19 protein-coding genes and 1 riboswitch are annotated in these 20,894 nt (G+C 49.4%); of the genes, 8 read left to right on the forward strand and 11 right to left on the reverse strand.

The window, feature by feature from the left end; translation table 11 throughout:
• Positions 1 to 225: 225 nt before the first annotated feature.
• The 4 genes from ACO6V1_RS02200 to ACO6V1_RS02215 form a co-directional block, all read right to left on the reverse strand.
• Positions 226 to 963, reverse strand: coding sequence for a hypothetical protein (locus tag ACO6V1_RS02200; protein ID WP_422446045.1), 738 nt, complete (start codon positions 961 to 963; stop codon positions 226 to 228).
• A gap of 120 nt (positions 964 to 1,083) precedes the next feature.
• Positions 1,084 to 2,790 carry an RING finger protein gene (locus ACO6V1_RS02205; protein WP_422446043.1) on the reverse strand — a complete coding sequence of 569 codons (1,707 nt, stop codon included), beginning with the start codon at positions 2,788 to 2,790 and terminating at the stop codon, positions 1,084 to 1,086.
• Positions 2,791 to 2,929: 139 nt separating this feature from the next.
• Entirely contained in the window at positions 2,930 to 4,420 is a 1,491-nt protein-coding gene (locus ACO6V1_RS02210) for an ankyrin repeat domain-containing protein (protein WP_422446041.1), read from the reverse strand.
• 129 nt (positions 4,421 to 4,549) lie between these two features.
• Positions 4,550 to 7,015, reverse strand: a complete 2,466-nt coding sequence (locus tag ACO6V1_RS02215; protein ID WP_422465619.1) for an ATP-dependent helicase — start codon at positions 7,013 to 7,015, stop codon at positions 4,550 to 4,552.
• Between the two features lie 170 nt (positions 7,016 to 7,185).
• On the opposite strand from ACO6V1_RS02215, the gene ACO6V1_RS02220 reads away from it, so the two are divergent.
• Positions 7,186 to 7,773, forward strand: coding sequence for a thymidine kinase (locus ACO6V1_RS02220; RefSeq protein ID WP_422446037.1), 588 nt, complete (start codon positions 7,186 to 7,188; stop codon positions 7,771 to 7,773).
• Positions 7,774 to 7,966: 193 nt separating this feature from the next.
• Here the strand turns inward: ACO6V1_RS02220 and ACO6V1_RS02225 are convergent, their stop codons facing one another.
• Entirely contained in the window at positions 7,967 to 8,572 is a 606-nt protein-coding gene (locus tag ACO6V1_RS02225; protein WP_269674865.1) for a MarC family protein, read from the reverse strand.
• Between the two features lie 354 nt (positions 8,573 to 8,926).
• Here ACO6V1_RS02225 and ACO6V1_RS02230 point away from each other — a divergent pair, with 354 nt between their 5' ends.
• The 4 genes from ACO6V1_RS02230 (at position 8,927) to ACO6V1_RS02245 (ending at position 11,912) form a co-directional block, all read left to right on the forward strand.
• Complete coding sequence (locus ACO6V1_RS02230) at positions 8,927 to 9,211, forward strand: hypothetical protein (protein WP_422446035.1); 285 nt, start codon at positions 8,927 to 8,929, stop codon at positions 9,209 to 9,211.
• Positions 9,190 to 9,265: riboswitch (SAM riboswitch) on the forward strand. It overlaps the preceding gene by 22 nt.
• A 49-nt stretch (positions 9,266 to 9,314) precedes the next feature.
• Entirely contained in the window at positions 9,315 to 10,367 is a 1,053-nt protein-coding gene (locus ACO6V1_RS02235) for a methionine ABC transporter ATP-binding protein (RefSeq protein WP_422465647.1), read from the forward strand.
• The gene (locus tag ACO6V1_RS02240) at positions 10,357 to 11,013 is read left to right on the forward strand and encodes a methionine ABC transporter permease (RefSeq protein WP_422465621.1); all 657 of its coding nucleotides are present in this window, start codon (positions 10,357 to 10,359) and stop codon (positions 11,011 to 11,013) included. Before ACO6V1_RS02235 ends, ACO6V1_RS02240 begins: the two co-directional genes overlap by 11 nt.
• A 74-nt stretch (positions 11,014 to 11,087) precedes the next feature.
• Positions 11,088 to 11,912: a MetQ/NlpA family ABC transporter substrate-binding protein gene (locus ACO6V1_RS02245; RefSeq protein ID WP_422446031.1), complete on the forward strand. Its 825-nt coding sequence runs from the start codon at positions 11,088 to 11,090 to the stop codon at positions 11,910 to 11,912.
• Positions 11,913 to 11,947: 35 nt separating this feature from the next.
• On the opposite strand, the gene ACO6V1_RS02250 is transcribed toward ACO6V1_RS02245, so the two are convergent.
• The 3 genes from ACO6V1_RS02250 to ACO6V1_RS02260 all read right to left on the reverse strand — a co-directional run bounded on the left by ACO6V1_RS02250 (position 11,948) and on the right by ACO6V1_RS02260 (position 15,651).
• A complete protein-coding gene (locus ACO6V1_RS02250) occupies positions 11,948 to 13,447 on the reverse strand; it encodes a hypothetical protein (protein WP_422465623.1) in 1,500 nt (499 codons plus the stop codon).
• Between the two features lie 122 nt (positions 13,448 to 13,569).
• On the reverse strand, positions 13,570 to 14,280 hold the full coding sequence (locus tag ACO6V1_RS02255; protein ID WP_422465625.1) for a hypothetical protein: 711 nt from the start codon (positions 14,278 to 14,280) through the stop codon (positions 13,570 to 13,572).
• Between the two features lie 237 nt (positions 14,281 to 14,517).
• Positions 14,518 to 15,651: a glycerate kinase gene (locus ACO6V1_RS02260; RefSeq protein WP_422446025.1), complete on the reverse strand. Its 1,134-nt coding sequence runs from the start codon at positions 15,649 to 15,651 to the stop codon at positions 14,518 to 14,520.
• A gap of 277 nt (positions 15,652 to 15,928) precedes the next feature.
• Between ACO6V1_RS02260 and ACO6V1_RS02265 the strand changes: the two genes are divergently transcribed.
• Positions 15,929 to 16,678, forward strand: a complete 750-nt coding sequence (locus ACO6V1_RS02265) for an SDR family NAD(P)-dependent oxidoreductase (RefSeq protein ID WP_422465627.1) — start codon at positions 15,929 to 15,931, stop codon at positions 16,676 to 16,678.
• 24 nt (positions 16,679 to 16,702) lie between these two features.
• Positions 16,703 to 18,187 (forward strand): cryptochrome/photolyase family protein, encoded by a 1,485-nt coding sequence (locus ACO6V1_RS02270; RefSeq protein ID WP_422446021.1) that lies wholly within the window; start codon positions 16,703 to 16,705, stop codon positions 18,185 to 18,187.
• A 40-nt stretch (positions 18,188 to 18,227) separates the two neighbouring features.
• Here ACO6V1_RS02270 and ACO6V1_RS02275 read toward each other — a convergent pair whose 3' ends face one another.
• Complete coding sequence (locus ACO6V1_RS02275) at positions 18,228 to 19,133, reverse strand: C2H2-type zinc finger protein (RefSeq protein ID WP_422465629.1); 906 nt, start codon at positions 19,131 to 19,133, stop codon at positions 18,228 to 18,230.
• Between the two features lie 221 nt (positions 19,134 to 19,354).
• Between ACO6V1_RS02275 and ACO6V1_RS02280 the strand changes: the two genes are divergently transcribed.
• Positions 19,355 to 19,546 carry a hypothetical protein gene (locus ACO6V1_RS02280; RefSeq protein ID WP_422446017.1) on the forward strand — a complete coding sequence of 64 codons (192 nt, stop codon included), beginning with the start codon at positions 19,355 to 19,357 and terminating at the stop codon, positions 19,544 to 19,546.
• A gap of 36 nt (positions 19,547 to 19,582) precedes the next feature.
• Here ACO6V1_RS02280 and ACO6V1_RS02285 read toward each other — a convergent pair whose 3' ends face one another.
• Positions 19,583 to 20,425 carry a hypothetical protein gene (locus tag ACO6V1_RS02285; RefSeq protein ID WP_422446015.1) on the reverse strand — a complete coding sequence of 281 codons (843 nt, stop codon included), beginning with the start codon at positions 20,423 to 20,425 and terminating at the stop codon, positions 19,583 to 19,585.
• 137 nt (positions 20,426 to 20,562) lie between these two features.
• Positions 20,563 to 20,790: a hypothetical protein gene (locus ACO6V1_RS02290; RefSeq protein WP_422460720.1), complete on the reverse strand. Its 228-nt coding sequence runs from the start codon at positions 20,788 to 20,790 to the stop codon at positions 20,563 to 20,565.
• Positions 20,791 to 20,894: the final 104 nt, after the last annotated feature.

Here is a 20,894-nt window from a genome sequence, read left to right on the forward strand (position 1 = left end):
TCCGTTCACCCTGAGCGGAGTCGAAGGGTGCTTGGCACGATCTATCAGAGTCCGGAGTTTCCGCCTTTAGGCCCTATGGGTCCTTTGACAGGCTCAGGACGAACGAAGTGCGGAGGCACGACAACCCGTCAAACTCATTGACACCATGTGTCAGGCCAGTCCGGATGTCCGGACTGGCCTGTCTGTTAAAATAGCGCTGATTTTTCATTCTTAATGATATGCGCTTTATCTTCCTTGCATGTTCAGTAATCTATTCAGCAGATTGATTGCATAGTTGTGGGAAACAGCGCAGTTGACCGGATTACTCAACATGATGTCCCCTTTGTAATGGAACAGGTATTGTTCTGCGGGATTACTCTCGTCCGGAGTGTACTGGGGGTGAACAAACAGGCATGAATCTGCCGGATTCAGTTGTTCTGTTGCCAGGTACTGCTGATAGATGTCGGCCGCGTAATTGATCAATGTGTTCATTGTTTCAGGTTTTCCCAGCATAATTTCCAGAACACTGGTACGCTGTATGGGTGGGTACTGGGAAGGGCTGGCATTGGAATTTTCCCGTAAAGACACAGTTAGTCCCAATTCCTCTGCTTTTGCCTGCAATACATCGTATAACTCATCAAATCGGCCGTTATCCTTGTGCTGATGGTCGAGGTGCATGTGTATTGCATCCGGTTCCCGGGGGGTAAAACCGGAAATCAATTGGTTGATTTGATGATGGACCTGTTTGGCTTCGGCACTGTCCACTTTTGTCATGGATTCAGCTTCAACATGGGCGTAGTAGGCAAATAGCTGGGATTCAGATGGATAATACACTTGGCGTTCAATACCAAGCTTTGCCGCAAAGGATTCAGTTTCAGGGCTTTGTCCATGAAAGATTGGCTCTGATGCGAAACTGATACTGATCAGGGCAAAGGTACTTAGAAGGCCCAGGGCAAGAGATTTCATCTTGATATAATTCAACATATTAATGTTCCTTTTTGTTATCTATTTAATTATTTTTTCCAAGCTATTATATTTTTTGAGATTTTAAACTGACCTCCTGGTTAGTATTGCTAACAATCAATCCGTCAGTGGCAGTAACCGCTATAGGTATTGCCGGATCATAGTGTCCAAATCCTCAGCAGAAGATGGAATCCCGCGCCCGTGCATGGCGACAGCCATGTTGCATAACAGGAACAGGTTCAATGTGCCATTTTCCTGCAGTTGAGGGTGATCGAGGAGTTGTTCCAGTCCTCTTAATTGGGGTAACCCCTGTTTGTGCATCATGCCCGCAATGGCGCTGAAAAGGGTCATGTTCACTGCGCCATTTTCCTGCAGGTGAGGGTGATTGAAGAGTTGGTCCAGCTCCCTCAACTGGGGTAACCCCTGACTGTGCATCATGCCTGCAATAGCGCTGAAAAGAGGTATGTTTAATGCACCATTTTCCTGCAGGCGGGGGTGATTGAGGAGTGGCTCCAGCTCCCCCATGCGGGGTAACCCTTGATGGTGCATCATGCCTGCAATGGCGATGAAAAGGGGCATGTTTAATGCGCCATTTTCCTGCAGGCGAGGGTGTTTGACCAGTCGTTCCAACTCACGCAATCCAGGAAACCCGTGCCCATGCATCATGCCAGTAATGGCGTAGAATAGGGGCAGGTTATATGTGCCGTTTTCCTGCAGGCAGGGGTAATTAAGGAAGCGGTCCAGCGGACTCATTCGGGGCAACCCGTGATAGTTCCTCATGCCCGCAATGGCCCTGAAAAGGGGCAGGTTCAAGGTGCCATTTTCCTGCAGGCGAGGGTGATTGAGGAGTGCCTCCAGTTCCACCATTTGGGGTAGCCCACGACGTGGCATCAGTTCTGAAATGACTCTGAAAAGGCGCAGGTTCAATGCGCCATTTTCCTGCAGGCGGGGATGATTGAGGAGTTGCTCCAGCTGCCCCGTTCGAGGTAACCCGCGCCCGCCCATCATGCCTGCAATGGCTGTGAAAAGGGGTATGTTCACTGTGCCATTTTCCTGCAGGCGGGGATGATTGAGGAGTCGGTCCAGCTGCCCCATTGGGGGTAACCCACGCCTGTCCATCATGTCTGCAATGGCTGTGACAAGGGGCATGTTCAATGCGCCATTTTCCTGCAGCCGGGGGTGATTGAGGAAACGGCCCAGCTCACTTATTCGAGGTAACCCACGCTCGAACATCATTTTTCTAATGGTGCAGAAAAGTGACAGGTCCACTGCGCCATTTTCCTGCAGGCGGGGGTGATTGATGAATAGTTCCAGCGCCCTCATTTGGGGTAACCCTCGCCCTCGCATCATGCTTGCAATGATCATAAAAAGGGGTCGGTTCAATGCGCCGTTTTCCTGCAGGCAAGGGAGACTGAGGAGTTGGTTTACATGCGTCATCCGAAGAGAGCTGCGCCCGCTAGTCATGCTGGCCATGGCTCTCATAACGTCATGGTCCTGCAGGCTGGGGTGAGCGCCGGTTTGGCTCAACCAACTCATCAGGCCGGAGGGGAACCAGCGCCCGGGGCGGGCGGCAAATAACGAACGGGTGTTTGGATCTGGATAAGGGGTGTAGCGCTCGACGATAGGCCTTTGTTGGGCGCTCCTCTGGTTAAGAGTGGCTCTACATAGAGGACAGATATTTTCTTCCAGCCGCCAACGCCTCAGGCATTTTCTGTGAAACATGTGACGACAATCAGTCACCACGACTCTTTTTCCTGCAAACGGCGAAAGACAAACAGGGCAGTTGTCCAGCTCAGTTTGATAAGAAGTCGCTGGCTGGTTATTTTGGGCCGAGCCTGGTACTTGCATGTGCTTTATCTGACTTGAATCGGTTTGCGTTATCTTATTTGGTTCCCCGGGAGGCATTTTTCTGTGGCAACCAACGCTGAATGAATGCAATGCCAGTGTTAACCGGGTCCCGCTAATTTGTCGGCTGGTGTTCCAGATGTCAGGCCCCGAATACAATCAGGAGATCCATGCACCGTCTGTGGCCATGGATGGTCGCCAGGCTAAGAGCCGACATACCATCGTCAGTATGCTCATCGATCTGGATGCCCGGAGTGAACAGCATCGCTTCGATACACCTGAAGTGGCCGTGTGTTGCCGCCAGGTGGAGAGCCGTCCTGCCATTAACCTTTTTATTGACCTGGATACCGGGAGAGGCCAGTAACGCTTTGAGAGATCCTGTATTGCCGTGTTTAGCAGCGATCTGGAGAGCGGTCCAGCCCTTGTTGGTTTTCATATTGACCCGGATGTCTGGATTGGCCAGTAGTGTCTCGACGGACTTTGTATTATCGTATTTTGCAGCGATGTGGAGAGCGGTCAAGCCCTTGTAACTCCGCTTATTGACCCGGGAGCCGGGAGTGGCCAGCAACACCTTGAGGGACTCTGCACAGTTATTTATGGCCGCTAAGTGGATAGCCGTAAAACCATAAATATCCTGCCTGCTGACCTTGTCGCGTTGAACATGGGGCAGTAACAAATCGATGGCGTCTGGACAGTCGCTTAAGGCAGCGAAATGGAGAACTGTCCAGTTTATATTATCGGCGATATTGCTATCTGCTCCTGCGTCGAGCAGCAATTTCAGATGCTCGGATTTGCCCCATAATGCTGCGATCATCTGGGGCGTGACGCCATCGTAATTACTGGCATTGGTATTTACTTCGCTGTTAGCAAGCAGCTCTTTCAGGCATCCTGTGTCGTTTTCTTTTTTGCTGGTATACGGTTTGAGCATCCGGTAGCCAAAGAAGGCTTCATTGATATTTAAGCCCCTGGCAACGTATTGTTGACGGACCTCGGTGATGCCGATTTTGGTGGCAATATGCAGGGGCGTTTCGCAGAACTTATTGGTGGCATTGACACTTGCTCCATGGGTAACCAACCATTTCAGGCACTGGACGTTGCCATTCTCAGCCGCAATGTGCAGGGGCGTCCGACCCTCCTGATCAGCGGCTTTGACATCGGCCTGGTGGTTGATCAGTGCCTGGGCGCAATCGATATGGCCGGAATCAATGGCGATAGCTAACGGGTATACAGCCCAATCGGTGACCGCCGAGAGGTAAATCTGTGCTGCCAGACTGGCATCAAGGGCCAGAAGCTTGTTCAGTGTTGTCAGATCCCCGGTACGACAGACATGAAGCACCAGGGATTCACAATAAAATGAATCATTTTCCAGGATGCGGCTCCCGTTCACACGAACCAGCGGCAGTGCCGGTTGTTTGCAATCACAGCATTGGCGTTGATCGAGGCTTTTTCCCTTTTGCAGGTCACCGTCAAGCCATTCGGTGATGCATCCCAGGTGGAAAAAATGAGGTTTTGGTTGGCAGGAAGTTCGGACCGGTGTTTTGTGCCAGGCAGATTGCCCTGTGGTGACTTCGTTGCTACCAAGGCAGATAGAACAGGTAAATGAGGGATTTGTGTTGCTGCTGACGCTATTCATTTCTTTGGGCTGTTTTGATGCAGATAATGACTAGGACTGAAAACAGCAGGAAAAATTCCATAAAACAGCATTATGAACAAGGTGTTTCTGGATAAGCGTTTATAGTCGTATAAAAACAGCCACGGTAATTCAGAGCACGCTGAATAGATGGCGAACCTCTTCAATTCTGGCAAACCGTTTGACGCCGTGTTGGCGACTGTCAAAACGGATGGAGAAATTACGGTCATTAACCTCAATCACTTCTCCGCGACCAAAGATGGCATGATCAATAATGGCCTTGAGCTGCCATGGCGCGTCGGAGGGTATACTGGCTCCTGTGTTGGCAGAGCCCGTGGATTCGTCGTTTATCGCAATGTCGGGCACTGCTTCCAGTCGTTCGGCCAGTGTCGCCCGGGCTGAGCAGACGTAACGTCTTGATACTGGCGTAAGACCGATTTTATCGATGCCTTCAGCCAGGTCGTCATCGGCATCTTCATGGAGCAGGTTGCCCAGGGATAAGACATGGGGCAGGTTCATTTCCAGTAAAAAGGGGCTGATGCTGTCCTGGTGATCTTTTCCGGCAAGGGGTTGGCCATCAGCTGACCGTGAACGTTTTCCGGAATCTTTTTTGGCATCTTTGTTGGCATCTTTGTTGGCATCTTTGTTGGAAAGACGGGTGAGCTCGCCCTGTGCGGTAAACAGGTGTAATTGCTGTCTGGCACGGGTCATGGCGACATAGAGCAGGCGACGCTCAGACTCAATAGCATTACTGGTCCTGGCCGACAGGTTAGCCATTTCATCTTCCCTGAGGAACGGCCAGTATTGGCGGGTCAGTCCCGGGATTAACACAACCGGCCATTCCAACCCCTTGGAACGATGGCAGGAGCTGAGCTTGATGCCGTGAGTCGATCGTTGTCTCTGATCTTTCTGTTGCTTCTGCTTCTCGATTAATTCAGCAATGTGCAGGCAACAGTGGGCGGTGTCTTCGTTCAGCTGTTTGAGGAAACGATGAAAACCTTTGATTGCCAGAATCTGTTCATCCGTTCTCTGTTCATTGAGGCTCATGGATTTGAGGCTGTCGTATATTTCGGATTGTTGAATATACCGGGCGATCAGCGTATGGGCCTTGTGTTTGTTGCCATTGTGCTCCAGCCATGAGAACAGTTCTGCCCTTTGTGTCAGTTTTCGCACCTGAAAGTCACTGATGTCTTTGATGTTGGTTGCTAGCTTGCCCAGGGTTTTACCCAATTGGTGGCTCTGGTCCTTCAGCTGCTGGCAAAGCCAGTCAATATACTGTTGTTTAAGGCCGATATGGGGCAGGGTCAGAAGTCTTGCCAACTTATGGGAACGAACCTCTGGCAGTAGCCCGGCAAAGCCACCACTGGCCAGGGTCATGGCATCGATCAGTGAGGCAATTTCCGGCCTTTGAAACAGCGAGGGGCCGTCACTGCTGTAGGGAAGGCCCATTTCCAGCAGGTTCAGCTCAATGGGCACGGCCTGGGCCCAGACCCGCACCAGAATGGCAATATCTTCCGGTGGTGTTCCGGATGCCAGATATTCGGTCAGCGCCTCAACCACAAAACGACTGTCGTCTGCACCCGGTTGACTGATGCGAATCAGGGAGGGCGCGTTGTCCGGATGGGCAATGCAGAGCACATTTTTGCGGGACCGGTTCTGGCTGATTAAATGGCTGGCAGCCAGGGCAATACTGTGACCATAGCGAAAGGTGTGGGGCATGGTGAGTTCTTTAACGTCACCGGTAGTGCCATAGTCCTGCTGAAAATGGTTCAGAATGTTGTCGATATTGGCACCGGCGAATTCGTAGATCGTCTGGTCGGGATCGCCAACGGCAATCATTCGGGCGCGCTGTCCGGCAATCAGCCGGGTAAACTGATGCTGAAGGGTTGAGGTATCCTGGTATTCATCAACGATGATAAAGTCCATTTTATCAGCCACTTTGGGCACCAGTTCCGGATGTGCCCGGATCAGTGTCACCGGGTCGTACAGCATATCGGTGAAGGTGATTGATCGCTGTTGATGGCGCCACTGCTCAAACTGATGAAACAGTTTGATGAAAAAGCGATAGTCATCGGTATAACCGGATTGCTCAAACCATAGCTCAGGGCTGGTTAAATGGGCTTTGACCGATTCAATAAAGCTGATGGCCGCTTCGATCAGACGGGCAGCATCCGAGCGCATCCGGTCCTTAATGGTTTCCGGTGCCAGTTTCAGGATCAGTGTCCTGACCTGTAGCTCAACGACTTTCTCCGATAACGGTTGTTTGTTGTAGGGGGGTCTTATCTGCCAGCCTTCCAGAGTTCTGAGCAGTTTCAGCCCTGTGGCGTGGTAGGTTCTGATTTCCGGGAGCTGCCGCTGGTTTTCCGGCAAGTCTGCCAACGGACTACTGGTCAGAGTGCGAAGCTTTTTGGCAAAGTCGATCTGGGCCGCTTTGTTAAACATCATCACCATCAATCGACGCGGGTCAGCCCCTTTGCACAGCAGGTTGCTGACCAATTGTGCCAGGGTTGAGGTTTTGCCCGAGCCAGCCACGGCAATACAGAGGGCATGGTCTTTATCGTGGTCGGCAACTGCTTGCTGGTGGGGCGTCAGTTTCATTCAGTCAGGTGCTGTTGATAGCGTTTGGAAAGTGCAAGGCTAGCAAAATTTGCGCGACTTCCATAGATAGCGCATGCGTCATCTTCCGAAGCCGGGGTACGGAAATTTCGGTGGAGATAAAGCGACAATGACGGAATAATGAGGCCATCAACACCAAGGATCACCGTGTAATGGCTTCACTTTATTTCTATTTTTCTTCCATGGATTCGGGCAAGAGTACCTACCTTCTGCAGTCAGCTCATAATTATGAGAGTGCCGGTAAACGGGTGTTGTTGCTGGCTCCGGTGATTGATGACCGTTTTGGTGTCGGCAGAATCACCTCAAGGATTGGCCTGCAAAGTGAAGCGGTGGCCATTTCCCAGAGTGATGACCTGAAGCAGCAAATTGCCAGAGAGCACAGTGAAGACTATATCGCCTGTGTTATGGTCGATGAAGCACAGTTCCTGACCCCGGAGCAGGTGTGGCAACTGTCGGATGTGGTGGATGTGCTGGGTATTCCGGTACTTTGCTTTGGCCTGCGCACCGATGCTTTTGGTAAGGCGTTTGCCGGCAGTGAAGTGTTGCTCAGTATTGCTGATGAACTTACCGAGCTGAAAAGCATCTGCAAGTGCTGTGAGAAAAAGGCCAATATGCAGCTGCGTCTTGACGGTGACGGTAAGCCGGTAAAAAGCGGCAGCCAGGTGCAGATAGGGGGCAATGACCGCTATCTTTCTGTTTGTCGAAAGCACTATAAGTCGATGATGGGGCTTGGGAGCTAAGGAAATAACTTCCCTATTTTCATTGCCTGACTCCGTTCGGACTGAGCTTGTCGAAGTTCGGTGGCACGACCCTTCGACAAGCTCAGGGTGAACGGAAATAAAAGACAATTCCTAAGCGCTTCCCGTTGCCCGCCTCCCGCATAAGCATAAGCAGGCTGTCTTTTTCGGGCGGCAGGCAGCTTATTGACCATTCCTAACTCATCCAGCGCTGAACCCCTAGGGCGGTCATCACCAGTTCTACCGACAGTGCGGCCAGTATCATGCCCATTACCCGGATGATAATGGCCGAGCCATTGTGGCCAATCACCCGAAAGATCCGGTCGGCAAACAGCATCAGGCCACAGGTGACCAGTAGTACCAGCGTCATGGCACCGGCGGTCATGGCCTGCTGGCTGAAGGTTTTGACGTGATTGTCGGTCAGTACAATCACCGCCATAATCGCCCCGGGGCTGGCAATGGAGGGGACCGCCAGAGGGAATACGGCCAGTTGGTGACCGGGTTCCCTGGACCCGGAACTGTCTTCAGGATCAGAAAAAATCATCTGCAAGCCGAACAGAAACAGGATGATTCCGCCTGCCAGCTGCAGGGAGATCAGCTGAATGTTCATCGCCTTTAGAATAATCTGACCAAGAACCAGTGCCGAAAGGAGGATGACAAAGGCGTAAATGGTTGCTTTCAGGGCGACTCGGCGTTTTTGTGTTTCTGACAGTCGTGCCGTCAGTCCAGTGAACAGTGCCAGAGTGCCGACCGGGTCAATGGTGGACCAGAGCATGATAAAGTCTTTGAAGAAAAGCTCCATAATAGTACCTGCCCAGTTGGTTATGGGTGTTATAGGATGAAGCCGGGCAGCCATTCCTGGGAATAGCGGTCAAACTGCGCAAATACCTGACGACATCTGTTCGTTATTTCATGGTTCCTGTACACATCCAATATCTGGAAAAATGGCAACCATGACTGAATAAAAATATTCCTTCTTCTTCAATTAAATAAGACAAACGTCAATTGTCCAGTGATTAGGTACACAGCAGGAAAAAAAAGTGACCAGTACCTATGTTTTGGCTATCGCTAACTATATATAATTTATTCTTATTTTTTTATTCGAAAAAACAATATAACAGAGCCTGAGTTAATTTCTAAGGCTGGATGTCGTTGCATGGAACTGTCACTTCTGCACGTTGTTGCTGCCATGGGGGTTGTTGGCCTGGGGGCTATTGTCCAGGGAACCATCGGCTTTGGCATGGCGGTTGTTGCCGCACCTTTTCTCTATCACATAGATCCTGCCCTGATACCGGGACCGCTGATTTTTTCCGTGCAGTATTTCAGGTATAACCGCTATTCTGTCTGCCGTTTGAAGGTATCCGGAGGTGAGACCGGGAGAGTGAGAAAGTTGACAGAAATCACTATTTTGGATAGTTTGTCACGCCATGCGCTGATTTGACCTTGGCTTGCGGGCGCATTACAAATTCCGCTAAAAGAAGGGTTTCAATTAAGAATTCCTTATGAAACCACTCTGTTAGCATCAGGGTGGTTTTTTTATGCATATGATTGAATTGAATAACCTGACCAAGGTGTTTGCCGCCGGGGACACCGAGGTCAAGGCCATTGACGGAGTAAATCTGTCGGTGCCTGAAGGTGCCATCTACGGTGTGATTGGCTCCAGTGGCGCAGGGAAAAGCACGCTGATTCGCTGCGTCAACTTACTGGAGAAACCGACTTCAGGCCAGGTGCTTGTGGATGGTCAGGACCTGACTCTGCTACCTGAGAAATTATTGCGCCAGGCCCGTCACAACATTGGAATGATTTTTCAGCATTTCAATCTGCTGTCCAGCCGCACTGTGTATGATAATGTCGCTCTTCCCCTGGAGTTGGCCGGTGCCAGCAAATCAGAAATAGAACAGGCCGTTCTGCCCCTGCTGGAACTGACCGGGCTGGACTCAAAAAGAAACAGTTATCCTGCCCAGCTGTCCGGCGGTCAGAAACAGCGGGTGGCCATTGCCCGGGCCCTGGCCAGTAAGCCGAAAGTGCTGTTGTGCGATGAAGCCACGTCCGCACTGGACCCGCAGACTACCCGGTCAATTCTTGCCCTGCTGAAAGACATCAACCGTCAGCTTAAAATTACCATTCTGATCATTACCCATGAGATGGATGTGGTGAAAACCATCTGTGATCGAGTGGCCATTATGAGCTTCGGCAAGATCATTGAAGAGAATGAGGTAGAGCAGTTCTTTCTCAACCCCCGGACGGATCTGGCCAAAGAGTTTGTGCGCAGTGCGATTCATGAAAAGCCGGTGGCAGAAATTGAAGCCCGGTTCCAGTCTGAACCCTGTGAAGGTGCCAGGCCGGTGGTGCGCATTACCTTTGTCGGGCAGGGGGTTGTCCAGCCGTTGATTACCAGGGCGGCAAGACAGTTCAATACGGACTTTAATATCCTGCAGGCGGATATTGAAACGGTCAATGAAAAAGCCATGGGCTTTTTGATGGTGGAAATTATGGGTGAGCCGGAAGGCATTGAGCAGTCGCTGCAGTTTCTGCAGGGCTTGCATAACTCACCAGACAATACGGTCCAGGTAGAGGTGATTGGTTATGTCAGCTGATGCATGGTCACTGTTGTTCAAGGCGCTCTGGGAAACCCTCTATATGGTGGCCTTTTCCGGAGGGATCAGCTTTCTGCTTGGTATCCCGCTGGGAGTGCTGCTCTACGTGACCCGGGAAGGACGTATTCTGGAAAACCGGGTTGCCAACCTGGTTCTGGGCGGTATGGTCAACGCCGGACGTTCCATTCCTTTTATTATTCTGATGGTGGCTATCATCCCGTTGACGCGACTGCTGACCGGTACTTCCATTGGAACCACCGCTGCGATTGTGCCACTGACCGTGGCGGCGATCCCGTTTGTTGCCCGCATTGCCGAAGGTGCCTTGAATGAAGTGCCTTCCGGATTGGTGGAGGCCGCCCAGTCCATGGGTGCCAGCCCGTTGCAGATTGTTACCCGGGTGTTGCTGCCGGAGGCCAGGCCCGGGCTGATTAATGGCATGACCATTACGCTGGTAACGCTGGTGAGCTACTCGGCCATGGCCGGTGCCATTGGTGGCGGAGGCCTTGGTGACCTGGGCATCCGTTATGGCTACCAGCGGTTTGATGGGGTCATTATGCTGGCCACGGTGGTGGTGTTGATTGCCCTGGTGCAATTGCTGCAGATGGTGGGTGATCGCCTGCAGCACTATTATGATCGCAGTCACTAATAATCATTTGTAAGGTGGGAATCCATCAACGTCACTAATGTTGATGGCATGTTGTTAAAGTCCGGGAGTAATCAATGACTTTTAATATTCTAAAAACAGTAAAAATCCTGGCCAGTTCGGCGGTATTAGCGTCAGCAGCATTGCTGGCAGGCTGTGGTCAGTCGGATGATCCAGAAGGTCCGCTGAAGGTGGGGGTGATGGCGGGGCCTGAGGCCGATGTGATGAAAGTGGCGGTAGACATCGCCAGACAGGACCATAATGTGGCTGTGGAGCTGGTGGAGTTCTCTGATTATGTGTCGCCAAACGTAGCGCTGTCGGACGGCAGTATTGATGCCAATGCATTCCAGCATCGCCCTTACCTGGACAGTATGGTGCGTGACCGGGGCTTTAAGCTGGTTGCCGTTGGTAACACCTTTGTTTATCCCATTGCCGCTTACTCAAAGACGTTGAAAGACATCAGTGAGTTGCAGGATGGAGCCAAAATCGCTATTCCCAATGACCCAAGTAATGAAGGCCGTACACTGATTCTTCTGCATCAGCGTGGCTTTATTAAGCTGAACGATGTGAATAATCTGGAAGCAACACCGGCAGATATCATTGAAAATCCCCGTGACTTCCAGTTTATTGAACTGGATGCGGCTCAGCTGCCCCGCTCACTGGATGATGTGGATATGGCCTTTATCAACAACACCTATGCGGTACCGGCGGGTTACACCCCAACCCGTGATGCCCTGCTGGTGGAAGATAAGGACTCTCCCTATGTGAACATCATCGTCACCCGTGAAGATAATCAGGCAGACCCGCGTGTACTGGCCCTGGTTAAGTCGTATCAGACGGATGCGGTGGAAACCAGGGCTGCGGAGCTGTTTAAAGGGAGTTCTGTGGCTGGCTGGAAGTAAATGTTCTACATGCTGGAAGCGGTTTGCTTCCGGCATTATTTATGCTTTATGGCCTTGAGGCCGTTAATCATCGTTACCCCTTCGTGTAAAGTGACCATCATCTGCCTCTTCTGGGATACTGATACCACTGGCCGGTTGGTTTGCGTTTGCGTTTGCTTTAGACGCTCAAGGTTCTTTATGACTTGTTGAGAAAGATGGTTGACCTTTAGAATCGTTATTTCACTTTCACTTTCACTTTCACTTTCACTTTCTTCTCTTGTTTCTTTTTCTATAGAATGGCTTTGTGCAGTTTGGCTGCCAGTGTTGTCACAAGTGACCTCATCCGTATCATCAACAGTTGATTCGTCGCTGTCGTAATCAGTTGATTCGTCGCTATCATAAACAGTTGATTGGTCGCTGTCGCAAACAGCTGAGTCGTCGGTATTACTGCATGATGGCACATAATCTTTGGCATTTATCTCTAAGAAGGTACTGTGGTTTTCTCGCAACTGCTCATTTCTGACGGGTAAAACCTCAGTTTCTGTCGTCAGTTTATTGATTTTACTGGGCTGTAGAGGATCGCATGTAGAATTTGTCAGTCTTTTTTGAGGCGTTACGTTTTCTCTACACGAAGAAGCATCCACCAAAGGTTCTTTATTGTTCTGGCTGGTTGGCTGTTCAATTCCGGCATCATGCTCAGCATCGGGCTGTGCTGAGGTTCTCTCCAAATCTGATGGTTTTTGTGTATCGGCCTTTTTCTGTTGATTATCTGGCAAACACTGATGATTGTTACCGGAACCTGAAAGCGTAATGTTTACGGCTGAGGGGGAGGCGTCGTTTTTTTCTTCAACTCTCAATTTTTTGCGCGGCCGTGGTATGAGTATTTCAGGAATTGGTTTTCGTTTATGTCTTTCAGGTCGACATTTTACAACGGCAAAATCTCTCCATTTGAACAGATCTTTTCTATGAAAGTCCGGAGACATTGCATTTGATAACTCAACCCAAAGCGCCAAAAGGTAATAGCCATTGCGATCAGCTGAAATATTTGGTCCGTCTTTCATTCCCAGGGAAATATCTCGTAGAAACTTGAAGTGATCTCCGTCACTGTTCCTTTTTAAAAAATCCAGGAGTTTTTCTTTCTTTGGCCTGAATTTCCAGGCGCTTTCCTCAATGAAATCGTGATACTTAAACGCTTTTCCAATCATTTCATAGGCAGCTTCCACCCTGGTATTATCAGACTGACATATTTTCCTCAGAATGGGAGGAGTGAAAAATTTTTTGACCAGCCTGGGGGTTCTCTGATCCACGGTATTTTTTGTTAAACCAGTAAAACAGAAACGCTTGCCATCAAGAATGTAAATGGTTTGGTCATCATCTTCACACGGAGGAATTTTTTTGGAGCCAAAGTGGACATCAACATCCCGAAAGCCAAAGCTCCTGGCCTTTTTCAGTACGTCCTCAGCACTGGAGGTAGTCTTGGTAACAAAGTCCTCAAAAGTTCTGGGTTTGGAATATGTGTGATCAGTAGCAAATGCTTTGTCAGCACTCAGATCCATAATTTTATTCTCTTTAAATAGTCCGGAAAATCTAGCTCTCGACTTTGTGGTTGACAAGGAATCAGAAATGGTTGGAAAGTGGTTTCGCAGTGTGCAGGTTAATTCAGGCAATAGCAGAAGGATTAACCTTCTACCAGGTGGGTAAATGCCGCTAAAGCCTCCGGATCTCCACGTTTGATTTTATTCGCAATGACATAATGGAAAAAGTAATGGAAGTGTTCGTGATCCTGGGCCGCAAACAGGCACTCATCGCCCGGTAGTACCGGTGTGTTATCGACCTTTTTATCATCGGCCACCATGGCCATGACCCGGCCATCATTGTACAAACGCCAGCTGGTGACATGAACCAGTACAATCGTTTTAAACTGGTCTTCGGTCAGAATGGCATGGGTGCCGATGGTGTCGGGGATTTCCTGAATAATGACAGCTTCATCCGACTCTATGGGTGGGTAGTAATTGGCCGCGTTTTCCAGTTCCGCAACCTTGTGATCCGGTACGTCGAAAAATGCATGGTCGTGTATCTTGTCAAAGTAACCTTCCCAGTGGCCATTTAATGGGTCATTGAGCTCACGGGCAGGTACCACCTTATTCAGCCAGGGGATGAGGGCATCAACCGTGCCGTCTTTCATCATTGCCCAGCAGAGAATTTTCATGCTGAACAGCTTGCCCGGATTGGCATCATTGCTGTAGAGCATTTCCATACCATCCAGTTCAGGAGCAATGCGCACAATCTGATGAAGGTTAACCTCGTCCAGAGGCTTGCGGGTGAACATATCGATGACATTGCCACTGTTATCATCGGGCTGATTTTTATCTTCAGGTTCTTTGGCCATGAACAATCCCGGGTAAAGCTGAGTCTGGTAAAAATGACGAAGTTCATAGCCCATATCGGCATGGTCGTATCATCCTGCACTATTGGTTGCAGTGGGGGAGCACAAACAGGAAGGTATGAATCCTGACGCTGATTAACAGACGCTTTGCACCACAAAGGCACAAAGAAGACTGGTAAGAGCAAAGATCAAACAAAAAAAATGCTTTTACTTTGTGTCTTTGTGGTTAAAACAAAAATATTACCGCAGGAGTATTAAGGCACTGGCCAGGTTTCTGGCTGCCCGGATCAGGTTCTCCTCACCTTTGGCCAGGGCCTCGGACAGTGGGACTGCACCGTGAACAATCGGGAACAACGCATCAATGCCACAGTCGTAGACCGCGTCAACATCGGAACCCACAGAGCCAGCCAGAGCAATCACCGGAAGATTGAACTGTTTGGCAATCCGGGCAACCCCCACGGGTGTTTTTCCCTGCGCGGTTTGTCCATCAATCCGGCCCTCTCCGGTAATCACCAGATCAGCGCCGATCAGTTTTTCTGCCAGGCCGACGGCATCCATGACGATGTCAATACCCGGTTTCAGTTCAGCATCCAGAAACGCCAGCAGGGCAGCACCCATGCCCCCGGCAGCGCCTGCTCCCGGCTGTTGCCCAACATCTTTGCCAAGGTCCCGTTGCAGAACGCTGGCATAGTGTGTCAATGCCTGGTCCAGTTGTTCGACCATCTCAGGAGTCGCCCCTTTCTGGGGACCAAACACTGCTGAGGCACCATTGGCTCCGGTAAGTGGATTGTCCACATCGCAGGCCGCAATAAACTCGATGGTCTGGAGTCGTCTATCCATCGCACCGGTATCAATGCGACACAGACGTGACAGCGCTGCACCACCCCGGGGCAGCTCCCGGCCATCAGCATCCAGCAGTTTTACCCCCAGTGCCTGCATCATACCTGAGCCACCGTCGTTAGTGGCACTGCCGCCAATACCGACGATGATGCGTTTAATGCCCTGGTCCAGGGCGCTGAGAATCAACTCTCCGGTCCCCCGGGTGGTACTGAGCATCGGGTTGCGTTGATCCCTGGGTACCAGCTCAATACCTGAAGCCCCGGCCATTTCAATGACAGCGGTTTCAGCATCACCCAGCAGGCCGAAGCAGGCCTGAACGGTCTCTCCCATTGGGCCGGTTACCGCAACATCCACCAGTGTGCCACCGGTAGCGTCCACCAGTGACTGCAGCGTACCTTCGCCACCGTCGGCAACCGGAACCTTGATGCACTCGGCATCCGGCAGGACCTGCTGCAAACCGGTTGCAATGGCCTGTGCTACTTTGGCTGCGGTAAGACACTCCTTAAAGGAATCGGGTGCAATAACAATTTTCATGGTCTGTTCCCCCAGTATTGAAGAGTGCCGTAAATCAGTGTGGCGGCCCCGGAAAAGCAGCAAAAACAGTGCCTGTCCACTTAGTTAGAAAATATGATTTCATTTGGTTAACTACTTATTCAGGGGGATAATCATAGTCCGTTGGACGATCTGTTGAGTTACAGGTTCCGTAGAGAAGTTTTTATAGAAATAATCGGTTAAACGCAACGCCATTCAGCCTGTCTGCCTGAGGCTGTCTTCTAAATAAGGTTTTCTAGCCAGATATATGGAGTGCTCCATGACAGAATTGAAACTGGACTCATTTGCCGAGGGCTTGCATGTTGCTGTCATCGGAGCCTCCGGTGCCATCGGCAAAGCCATGGTCCATTGGCTGGAGCAGGTACCAACAGTCACCAGAATTTATGCCTTTTCACGCAGTGAACCTGAGTTTGGCCAGGTGAATAAAACCGTTTTTCACCCCATGGATCTTCTGGATGAAAACAGCATTGCCAAGGGTGCGGATCAAATTTCGGAGCCGTTGGACCTGGTGTTAGTCACCACCGGTATCCTCCATGAGGGGGAAGGCCTGAAGCCGGAAAAATCCATCAAGGATTTCCAGCCCGATCACTTTGCCAGAATCTTCGCCGTCAATACCACCGGACCCGCCATGGTTGCCAAATATTTTCTTCCCAAGCTGGCCAGAAACCGTAAGAATGTGTTTGCCGTGTTATCCGGCAGAGTGGGCAGCATTTCTGATAATCAATTAGGCGGCTGGTATGCCTACCGGGCATCAAAGGCAGCGCTGAATATGATTATCAAGAGCCTGGCCATCGAAATTGCCAGAAAAAACAAAGCATCGATTATTGCTGCATTGCATCCGGGCACAGTGGATAGTCATTTGTCCATGCCGTTTCAGTCCGGCGTGCCTGAGGGTAAACTCTTTTCAGCGGACTACTCGGCAGAACGGCTTTTGCATGTGATTGATCAGTTGACACCAGGGGACAGTGGTCACATGTTTGCCTGGGATGGCGAAAAGCTGCCTTTTTGATGGTGCAAAACCTAAGGAGACAAGATGGTTATTATTCACTGGTTTCGTCAGGATCTCAGGTTGTCTGATAACCCCTCTCTGTTCGAGGCGGCTGGCAATGGCCAGGTGCTTCCGGTATTTATTCTGGATGATCACTCTGCCGGTCAATGGGCTCCCGGCAGGGCCAGCCGCTGGTGGCTGCACCACTCACTGGCAGCATTAAACGACGCTCTGAAAGGCCGACTGCTGGTGCTTCAGGGCGACGCGGCAAAAGTGCTTCCGGAGGTGGCGGCGGAATATAAGGTGGATGCCGTTTATTGGAATCGCTGCTATGAGCCCTGGCGGATCCAGCGGGATCAGCAAATAAAGAAAGCCCTGCGAAATGACGGGCTGGAAGTCAAAAGCTTCAATGGTTCCCTGCTCTGGGAACCATGGACCGTGCTGAAAAAGGATCGAACGCCCTACCGGGTATTTACGCCTTACTATCGCAAAGGGTGCCTGGTAGCTGAACCGCCCAGGGAGCCATTGCCGGTACCGAAAAAAATCCGGTGTGTTGATACCACCTCGAAAAGCGACATCAATGACCTTGAGCTATTGCCAGCCGGAGGTTTTGTCCCCGCCCATAATCCTGAGTCTGCCGGTGAGGCAAAACAGGTGCGCTGGGACCATAATCTGTATGCCTACTGGTGTGAGCAGGGCAGAGGGGTTGGTGAGACAGCGGCAAAAAACAAACTCCAGGATTTTCTGGGCGAGGGGCTGAATGGGTATAAAGTAGGGCGTGATTTCCCTGCCAGGCGCAGCATTTCACAACTGTCTGCCCATCTTCATTTTGGTGAGGTATCCCCCAATCAGGTCTGGTACGCGTCGGCGGCTGCTGCAACCGACAGTAATGTGGAGACGGACCTTGACTGTTTTCACTCAGAACTGGGCTGGCGTGAGTTTTCTTACTATTTGCTGTACCACTTCCCAACACTGCCGGAGCAAAATTTCCAGCCAAAGTTTGACGGCTTTCCCTGGCAGGATGATCCCGAAAAACTCAGGCGGTGGCAGAAGGGACTGACCGGTATCCCCATTGTCGATGCCGGGATGCGCGAACTTCGGCAAACCGGGTTTATGCACAACCGGGTGAGAATGATCGTCGGCTCATTTCTGGTCAAAAATCTGCTACAGCCTTGGCGGCATGGGGAAGCCTGGTTCTGGGACTGCCTGGTGGACGCTGATCTGTCCAGCAACTCGGCAAGCTGGCAATGGGTGGCGGGTTCAGGTGCGGATGCGGCACCCTATTTCCGGGTTTTTAATCCGGTTACCCAGGGGCAGAAGTTTGATCCTGATGGCGAGTATATACGTCGATATGTACCTGAGCTTTCCGGGGTACCGAATAAGTATCTGTTTGCGCCCTGGGAAGCCGACGACAATGTCCTTTATCAGTCAGGTGTTATCCTGGGGGAAAATTACCCATCGCCTGTGGTTGATTTGAAAAAGTCCCGGGCTAAAGCGTTAGAGGCGTGGCAGGCCATTCGCACTCAATAAGCTGGCCTTGATATAGAAGCATCTTCATTTTGAATAGCTTCTAACTCGTATGAACGCGTTTGTGTCTTTCCAGATTTGCCTTTCTGATAAATCCTTTATTGCAAATCTCACATTGATACGGCCTCTCCCCTGTATGAGTGCGTTTGTGTCTTGTCAAACATCCCTTTCTGATAAATCCTTTATTGCATATCTCACATTTATGCGGCTTCTCCCCTGTATGAGTGAGTTTGTGTCTTGTCAAACATCCCTTTCTGATAAATCCTTTTTTGCAAATCTCACATTCATGCGGCTTCTCCCCTGTATGAGTGAGTTTGTGCATTTCCAGATTACTCTTCTGGATAAAGCGTTTATCGCAATTCTTACATTCAAACGGTCTCTCTCCCGTATGAATGCGTCGATGTCTTTTCAGAACAGACTGATAATAAAATCTGCTATCACAACCCTCAAACTCACATTTCAATGGTCTGTGACCCAGATGAGTGAGTTGGTGTCTTTTCAGATGCTCATTGCGGGTAAATGTTTTATCGCAACCATTCAATAAACATTGATAAGTCTTGCGCTTTTCTGATGGTAGGGCTGCTGTATTGGGCTGCAGGTACTGCTGTTCATTAGTTTGTGAATTTTGACCGTAAAACCCAGTCGGGTGATAAAATCCGACACGTTGACTTGCCTGACCTGGCCCTGAAGACTGTTGACCCAGTCCGCCAGCAACCTGGTTTTCAGGGGTGGTTAATTTGCACATTCTCTCCCTGAGGTCTTGAGCCACAGACCTTTCCTCCCCCTGCTTTGGTTTTATGCCCAAGTCAAGAGGCTGGCCTTGAACTCTTACCTCTCTGTGAGAGGACGTTGTGCCCGATACTGGTTGCTCAGAACTGGCCCTGGTCAATAAATATGAGGCTATGGCCTCAATTTTTGCACCTGAAGCATTTAAACGTGCTGAATTCATGTGTTTATCATTTGTATGATAATCCTCCCGGGAGGCCGATCGATTTACTGTCGAGTAGGGTAGTCTATTCTCGGTCAGCAACCCGGCTTTGACATATTTGTAGGTTTATGGTTCCCGTTCACAATCGTTCATTTGATTATATTCAGATACCTGTTTATGTATTAAAAATGATTATCCTGTCATTTATTACACGTCTTAAGGCGTGTATTTAGCTGGATTAGATGATCAAAGGGGCATTTGATGAGATGTCTTCACTTGGGACATCCTACTGCCAGGGAAGTTTAATGAACGTTGATTGTTATAGAGAGCGAAGTTTTGCGAAAGCTGAAAAAACAATCCTTGAGGTGGGTGACTTTTCTATTGCTCCTGGTTTGAATTTTGCCGCCAGATTACTGGCGGCCATCTTTAAGTAGCTAACCATATGATTTCATATGGTTAGCTACTTATAGTTACAGATTATCAACGGTGTTAAATAAGGTTCTTAATTGTGCGTCAAGTTCGTTAAAGTGAACAATGTCCGCCTTTGGCGCTTTTTCAACGGGTTCTGGTACATATTTGAGATTGCAAATTTCCCTGAAGTAAGGGGCATCAAATTCAAAACGACTTTCCAGTTGATGACCGCAGAGTTGCCATTTGTCCTTGTCAGCAGATTTGGTGGCAATCAGCTGGTTAATTGTATGTCGTATAAGCTTAATGGGTTTAATTGAGTCATGAAGCTTATATTTTTCAGGACGAGTAGTATGGATCAATGATTCAAGCGGTTGCTTAAATTCTTTTATAATTTTGATAAACCCAGCATTGTTTGGTTGAGAATCTGGCGGAATATCAAAGAATTTATCACTAAAACCTAAATCCAGAGTTTTGTTAACTTCCTTTAAAATGGTAATATCCTTGTCAATGTTTTTCCTTTTGATTTTTGTAGGATTAACCTTAAGATTGCTGGAAATAATATTTTTGGCAATAAATATATAGTAGGCCTTTTGTTTTAACTCTTCTAAAAGATTCAAGTAAAGCTCCAGGCAGTTTGTAAATGAGGTGTGCAAATTCTCAAGCACATCATCTTCTAGCTTTTCAGTTGAAACCGTATCAGTTGAAACCGTGCGTGAATCCAGGGTTTTGTTGGGAGCTTGACTCTGTTCGGAGTTGTCTGATCTACAGGACAGGTAATTAAAGGCAGACGAAATAGCCTTTACGACCCTGCCGAAGCAATAGCCGATCAGTTTAAACGGAGCTTTAATCGCCTCAATCAATATATTACCGGCGGAAGCTGCAATTTCAGAAATACTTTTCATAGTTTGTTTTCCCTAAGTTATTTTCCATTGTCAAAGACTGAAATTTCAATAAATTTCATGCAATGCACCGATAGAGATGCAATAGTTATTCTTTTTGGACATCGTTCTGATAAGAAAGTTCCATGCAAGTTGATTCATCAGAGATTATCAATGGTGTCAAATAAGTCGCTTAATCGCGCTTCGAGATAGATAAATTGACCGCTGTCCGCCTCTGGAGCTCTCTCACCGGGTTCTGGTACATATTTGAGAGCACAAAGTTCCCTGATGTAAGGCTCATCGAAGGCAAATTGCTCCTTCAGTCTTTCTCCACAGCGTTGCCATTTATCCTTGTCGGCACAGGTTGTTTTCCCTTGGCTATTTTTCATATGGTTAGATACTTAAGTGGGTATCTGATGCAATAACTATCTATATAGCTTCATATTTTGAATCAGGGAACTTTTGGATAACTTTTCGACTCATAATATAAGAT

Origin of the sequence: Endozoicomonas sp. ALC013 (genome assembly GCF_049310205.1) — a bacterium.
GTDB lineage: Bacteria > Pseudomonadota > Gammaproteobacteria > Pseudomonadales > Endozoicomonadaceae > Endozoicomonas.

Excerpts from the sequence above, each read along its gene's own strand:
- ACO6V1_RS02200 (WP_422446045.1), bottom strand. The coding sequence starts at position 963 with ATGTTGAATTATATCAAGATGAAATCTCTTGCCCTGGGCCTTCTAAGT.
- ACO6V1_RS02205 (WP_422446043.1), bottom strand. The coding sequence starts at position 2,790 with ATGCAAGTACCAGGCTCGGCCCAAAATAACCAGCCAGCGACTTCTTAT.
- ACO6V1_RS02210 (WP_422446041.1), bottom strand. The coding sequence starts at position 4,420 with ATGAATAGCGTCAGCAGCAACACAAATCCCTCATTTACCTGTTCTATC.
- ACO6V1_RS02215 (WP_422465619.1), bottom strand. The coding sequence starts at position 7,015 with ATGAAACTGACGCCCCACCAGCAAGCAGTTGCCGACCACGATAAAGAC.
- ACO6V1_RS02220 (WP_422446037.1), top strand. The coding sequence starts at position 7,186 with ATGGCTTCACTTTATTTCTATTTTTCTTCCATGGATTCGGGCAAGAGT.
- ACO6V1_RS02225 (WP_269674865.1), bottom strand. The coding sequence starts at position 8,572 with ATGGAGCTTTTCTTCAAAGACTTTATCATGCTCTGGTCCACCATTGAC.
- ACO6V1_RS02230 (WP_422446035.1), top strand. The coding sequence starts at position 8,927 with ATGGAACTGTCACTTCTGCACGTTGTTGCTGCCATGGGGGTTGTTGGC.
- ACO6V1_RS02235 (WP_422465647.1), top strand. The coding sequence starts at position 9,315 with ATGATTGAATTGAATAACCTGACCAAGGTGTTTGCCGCCGGGGACACC.
- ACO6V1_RS02240 (WP_422465621.1), top strand. The coding sequence starts at position 10,357 with ATGTCAGCTGATGCATGGTCACTGTTGTTCAAGGCGCTCTGGGAAACC.
- ACO6V1_RS02245 (WP_422446031.1), top strand. The coding sequence starts at position 11,088 with ATGACTTTTAATATTCTAAAAACAGTAAAAATCCTGGCCAGTTCGGCG.
- ACO6V1_RS02250 (WP_422465623.1), bottom strand. The coding sequence starts at position 13,447 with ATGGATCTGAGTGCTGACAAAGCATTTGCTACTGATCACACATATTCC.
- ACO6V1_RS02255 (WP_422465625.1), bottom strand. The coding sequence starts at position 14,280 with ATGGCCAAAGAACCTGAAGATAAAAATCAGCCCGATGATAACAGTGGC.
- ACO6V1_RS02260 (WP_422446025.1), bottom strand. The coding sequence starts at position 15,651 with ATGAAAATTGTTATTGCACCCGATTCCTTTAAGGAGTGTCTTACCGCA.
- ACO6V1_RS02265 (WP_422465627.1), top strand. The coding sequence starts at position 15,929 with ATGACAGAATTGAAACTGGACTCATTTGCCGAGGGCTTGCATGTTGCT.
- ACO6V1_RS02270 (WP_422446021.1), top strand. The coding sequence starts at position 16,703 with ATGGTTATTATTCACTGGTTTCGTCAGGATCTCAGGTTGTCTGATAAC.
- ACO6V1_RS02275 (WP_422465629.1), bottom strand. The coding sequence starts at position 19,133 with ATGAATTCAGCACGTTTAAATGCTTCAGGTGCAAAAATTGAGGCCATA.
- ACO6V1_RS02280 (WP_422446017.1), top strand. The coding sequence starts at position 19,355 with ATGATCAAAGGGGCATTTGATGAGATGTCTTCACTTGGGACATCCTAC.
- ACO6V1_RS02285 (WP_422446015.1), bottom strand. The coding sequence starts at position 20,425 with ATGAAAAGTATTTCTGAAATTGCAGCTTCCGCCGGTAATATATTGATT.
- ACO6V1_RS02290 (WP_422460720.1), bottom strand. The coding sequence starts at position 20,790 with ATGAAAAATAGCCAAGGGAAAACAACCTGTGCCGACAAGGATAAATGG.